Annotated in this window: 3 protein-coding genes and 2 tRNA genes; all 5 read right to left on the bottom strand. The window is 48.3% G+C overall.

What is annotated here, in order from left to right:
- Nucleotides 1-53 precede the first annotated feature (53 nt).
- Complete coding sequence (locus HMPREF0671_RS10800; protein WP_036900499.1) at nt 54-1601, bottom strand: YifB family Mg chelatase-like AAA ATPase; 1548 nt, start codon at nt 1599-1601, stop codon at nt 54-56.
- Nucleotides 1602-1632: 31 nt separating this feature from the next.
- A complete protein-coding gene (locus tag HMPREF0671_RS10795) occupies nt 1633-2616 on the bottom strand; it encodes a DUF4369 domain-containing protein (RefSeq protein ID WP_036900496.1) in 984 nt (327 codons plus the stop codon).
- Nucleotides 2617-4293, bottom strand: coding sequence for a tetratricopeptide repeat protein (locus tag HMPREF0671_RS10790; protein ID WP_036900494.1), 1677 nt, complete (start codon nt 4291-4293; stop codon nt 2617-2619). It lies immediately after the preceding gene.
- Nucleotides 4294-4322: 29 nt separating this feature from the next.
- Nucleotides 4323-4408 (bottom strand) — tRNA-Leu (locus tag HMPREF0671_RS10785).
- A gap of 36 nt (nt 4409-4444) precedes the next feature.
- A tRNA-Gly gene (locus tag HMPREF0671_RS10780) sits at nt 4445-4517 on the bottom strand.
- Nucleotides 4518-5063 lie beyond the last annotated feature (546 nt).

Here is a 5063-nt window from a genome sequence, read left to right as displayed (position 1 = left end):
CTCGTATTTGGTATAACTTCGATTAACTCTATAACTTCCTTCATTACACTTGTCTATCCTTGCCTTTCAGCCCAATCTCCACGGTCAAGATTGCGATAACTCACAGCTTCGGCAATATGTTGGGCGGTTACTTGGTTGCTTCCAGCCAAGTCGGCAATGGTTCTAGCCACTTTCAAGATGCGACTATAGGCGCGAGCACTCAAACTTAATCGCTCCATAGCGGTGCGAAGCATGTCTAAGCCGGCACTGTCCGGCTCGGCAAATTGATGTATCATGCGTTCGGTCATCTGTGCGTTACAATGCACGTGAGCCTGTCCGCGGAAGCGAGCCGTCTGTATTTCGCGTGCTTTGATGACTCTCTCGCGGATGGCACTGCTTGGTTCGCCGGGCTGAACCTTACTTAAATCCTTGAATGGAACGGGTGTTATTTCTACCTGAATGTCTATGCGGTCGAGCAAAGGACCACTGATTTTGTTCATATAACGCACTATCTGGCCGGGCAGGCATACGCAGATGTGTGTGGGATCGCCGTAATATCCGCACGGACAAGGGTTCATACTGGCCACGAACATAAATGAACATGGATATTCAACATTATATTTGGCACGGCTAATGGTTATCTTTCTGTCTTCTAATGGTTGCCGCAATACCTCCAAAGTATGCTTGTTGAATTCCGGTAATTCGTCACAAAAGAGCACGCCATTATGAGCCAAACTAATCTCGCCGGGCATGGGATTGGCTCCTCCACCAACGAGGGCAACCTCCGAAATGGTGTGGTGAGGGGCGCGGAAAGGGCGTTGTGAGATGAGCGAATCATTCTTTCCCAGTCGCCCAGCCACACTGTGTATCTGCGTAGTTTCAAGACTTTCGGCCAACGAAAGGGGCGGAAGGATAGACGGTAACCGCTTGGCCATCATCGATTTGCCACTTCCCGGTGGTCCAATCATAATGAGATTGTGTCCACCTGCGGCCGCAACTTCGAGCGCACGTTTCACGTTTTCCTGTCCCCGAACATCGGCAAAGTCGAGGTCAAACTTATATTGCTGCTCGTAAAACTCACGTCGTGTATCAATGACGGTGGGTGAATAGCTATCTGTTCCGGCTATGAATTTCACCACGTCGAGCAGCGATTCCATGCCATAGACATTAAGGTTGTTTACCACGGCGGCCTCCCTCACGTTCTGTTGGGGCACGATGAGACCGTCAAAGTGCTCGTTGCGTGCTTTGATGGCAATGGGTAAGGCACCTTTGATGGGCTGTAGATGCCCGTCGAGACTCAATTCGCCCACCATCATATAGCGTCCTAAACGTTCGTCGGGAATGTTTCCATTGGCAGCCAAAAGGGCAATTGCCAATGGTAAATCGAAGCTGCTACCCTCTTTACGAAGGTCGGCCGGTGCCATATTCACTGTGATGTCGGCTTTCGGGAACTGATAACCATTGTATTGCAGGGCTGCAGCTATGCGGTCGCGTCCCTCTCTTACGGCCTCGTCTCCAAGTCCGGTAAGATGGTAGAGTATTCCCGGTGTCAAGCTAACCTCGATGGTAACGGTCGTCACGTCGAGACCATTGACGGCCGCACAATAAGTCTTTACTAGCATGTCTTCTTGGTATTAAGGTACGACGATGTCGTTATTTCATCTTCTCCAGTTCACTACGAAGTTGTTCGGGATTCATTCCGCGCCCAACGATGCGCCCACGTTTCATGACGATATTGTCGGGAACATTGAACAGGCCTAGTTGTTTGATGAGGTTACTATCGAACATCTTGCCGTCGCAAACTACACTCCATCCCCATTCTTCGCGCTCCACATTGTCCTTACAGAGTTTGGAATCGGCATCCAAGCATATGCTGATGATGGCCAGTTTGTTGCCCAAATCCTCATGATATTGCTTGAGTCGGCGTACGGCATCCATCGATTCGTAACTCCATGTAGCCCATGTGTTGATGATGGCGATAGGTGCTTTGGCTAGTGTAGGGCTAGTGATACGTTTGCCTTTAAGGTCTACGGCCGTAAATTTAGGTAGTTTTGTGGGCATGCTACGTGCTTTCTGGAGCAGTCGAGCCACGTATCCATTGTTGGGTTGCGCCTGTCTCAATGTCGTCAACAAACGTATAGCTGTGGCATGATCGGGCTGTGGTGTCAGCAGAAAGTATTTGCTTACTAAGTAAGCTCCGACTGGTGAATCGGTATGGTCGGCTACAAACAGTTCGGCATGTTTCTTGATTTCGGGTGGCGAGTTGTTCACTATCTGCCTGCGGAACTTCGTCATAAGTTCATTATCCTTGGTTCCCGTTATCTCCATCTCTTTCAGGTGAGACGCATCTCCACTGATGTCGACAGTCTTACCCGGTACAGCAAACACCGGTTGTTCGGAGAAATTGGGGAATACTATCATCAGTGTGGCTTCGCGTTCGAGCGGAGTCTCGTACGAGAAACGGCCACCTACCACTTTGATAGTGTCCATACCATTGAGGCCACCATCGGGACTATAAACGTAAAACTCACCCTGATTCAGGTTGATGAGACGCCCGTCAATCTTAAAATGTCGGCCGTTCGTCCCACACGAAACCAAAATAAGGGTGAGCAGTATAAACTGTATGAGTCTTCTCATTTATCTGACCTTGGCAAATTCAAGATCCTTCTCAGCATATTTAGACAACGAAGAATCCTTTTGCAATGCCTCTTTTAGATATGAGTTAGAAGCATATTTATTCTTCATGCGTGCGCTGATGATGGCATGTAAATAACTTGTCATGGCATCAGGATGCTTGATATTCTTCAGTGTAAGGATTGCAGCTGCATAGTCCTTGTTTAAGATTTGAGCCAGTGCAGCGCTGTTACTATCGGAGTTCTTCAAGTTTTCTGCAGCCTGTGCAAAGTTTCCTTTGGCAATATTCAGATTACCCATCACCTCGTTGAAGCCGTTGGCATTTACTGCATCCGCTAGTTTAGCTTCGGCCTCTTTCACATTTCCTTGTTGTAAAGCTAATAGTGCTTGGTTGGCGAAAGCCTCCGGAGCTTTACTATCCACGTGCTGTGCCTGCTTGAAGTAATCGGCAGCGGCTGCATTGTTGCCTTCGTTGAAAGCCAAGACACCTAGGTTGTTGTAAGCACGATAGTCTTTATCGTAAAGTTCTGTGGTCTTCTTGTAGATGGCAGCTTGCTTGGCTGGGTTCTCCTCCAAGGTAGCAGCGTAGAGCAATTCTTCCAAACTCAATTTGACAGGGTCGGCAGCATATTGTGCTTTAATCTGTTCGTCGTCGCGTCCGATGGTCTCGTAGTTGATGATTAGGCGACTTCTACGCAATTCGGGCAATACTTCATTGGCCAGTTCACGGAATCCCTCGCTCATGTTACGAATCTGCTGTTCGCGCTCCTGTGGGTCTTTATACATGGAGAGTACGCGCAAGATGACATCCTTATCTTGTATATTGGAAGCCTGAACCAATTGCTGGAAACCTTCCCAGTCTTGTGCTGTATAGTGAGCATCGATGGGTGCATCCACCTTTGTATTCTTGAGTTGCTGTTTGACATAACCCTCACTTACGGTCTGACGCTTGTTGGCCAACTTATCATTGAAGTCGAATCCACCTTCAGGTGAAGCGTATGCCGAAACCTCTACGTTCTGAATATTGAGTTGTTCGCGGTCGGCATTAATCTTCTTGAGCAGTTTCACAAACTCCTGAACGCTGTTGTTTTTCAGTTCGCTTTGGCGCAGATTAGCTTGGTTTACAAGGAATCTTACGTTGGCTTCCTGCTTCATAGCGTTCACACGCTGGAAAGAATCGGGAGCTATACAAGCCCCTCCGTTCAGCAAAGTTTGGCGATAAAGTTCGCTTGTAGCGATGACACCGTTAGCAATTTTCACAGCCGGAACTTTCACCGTCTTATTACCTATGCGTGCATTGAATGTGAGATACAACTCGCTTTGTTGCATGGCAGGCGTATAATCGAAGTTGGTCTTCATGGTGTAACGGCCGCCCAAGCGATACGAAATGCTTTGGTTGTTACCCATCACACCTTCGCCTTGGAAAGTAGCACCTTGTCCTTTGACCACCTGTCCACCGCCATAACGCAGTTCAGGAACAACGGTTACGGTAGCCTTTTTCTTCATATATTTCTCAGGAAACACACCGTTGATGGTGGCAGGAACTTCGCCGCCTACTGTCTCTAATGGGTTAGGATCTACTGTGAAATGGTCTGCTGAAAGCGCTCCCATCTTCCCCGAGCAAGAGGAAAGGGCAACTAATACGCCGGCAGATAAAGAAAGAATAAGACTTTTATTCATACTACGATTAAAGTTTAGGAGGTAAAAAGTGCCGCGAGCGGGACTCGAACCCGCACAGCCATTACTGGCCAAGGGATTTTAAGTCCCTCGTGTCTACCAATTCCACCATTGCGGCTACTGGAATCTTTGTTGTCTTTCAGAATGTAAAGAGAGCGGAAAACGGGACTCGAACCCGCGACCCCGACCTTGGCAAGGTCGTGCTCTACCAACTGAGCTATTTCCGCGTAGCATGCTAAACGAGCTACCTCGTTCTGCAACGTGGATGCAAAGGTAGTTGATAATCTCGGAATAGCCAAACGAATTACATTTTTTTTGTAAAAGCAAGGAATTGAGAGTGTTGGAGCAGTGTCTGCTATTTGGGTTCTGTTCTATGTTTTGTCCTTAGATATAATAGTCGGTATAAGCCGACAATATGTTGTAGTTCGCTTGTAAGGCAGCGGACTTTTCGTCTCTACTGTTGTTGGTTTTAAATCCTCAAAACTCTCATTTCTCACTGCTTACTCTTCACTCTCTATACGCTGCAGGGCTGGGGCAGCGTTGCTGCAAAGACCGGGCAGCATTGTTGAAGAGCCGAGGCAGCGATGCTGAGGGGGCGGTGCAAAGGCCCCACCCCAACGCTCCCCGAAAGGGGAGGGGATAGAGTTTGGAGGTAAAAGATAGGAGGTGAGAGTTAAAAAGTAAGAGGTAAAAGCTGCCGATAAACTTTATTCTCTATTCCATCAACCCTAACCCACCACTCCCTCCCCCTTTGGGGCGGGGCGGGGTGGGGC

It is taken from the genome of Prevotella sp. S7 MS 2 (genome assembly GCF_000762865.1).
Lineage (GTDB): Bacteria > Bacteroidota > Bacteroidia > Bacteroidales > Bacteroidaceae > Prevotella.
This window is presented reverse-complemented; position numbering and strand designations above follow the sequence as displayed.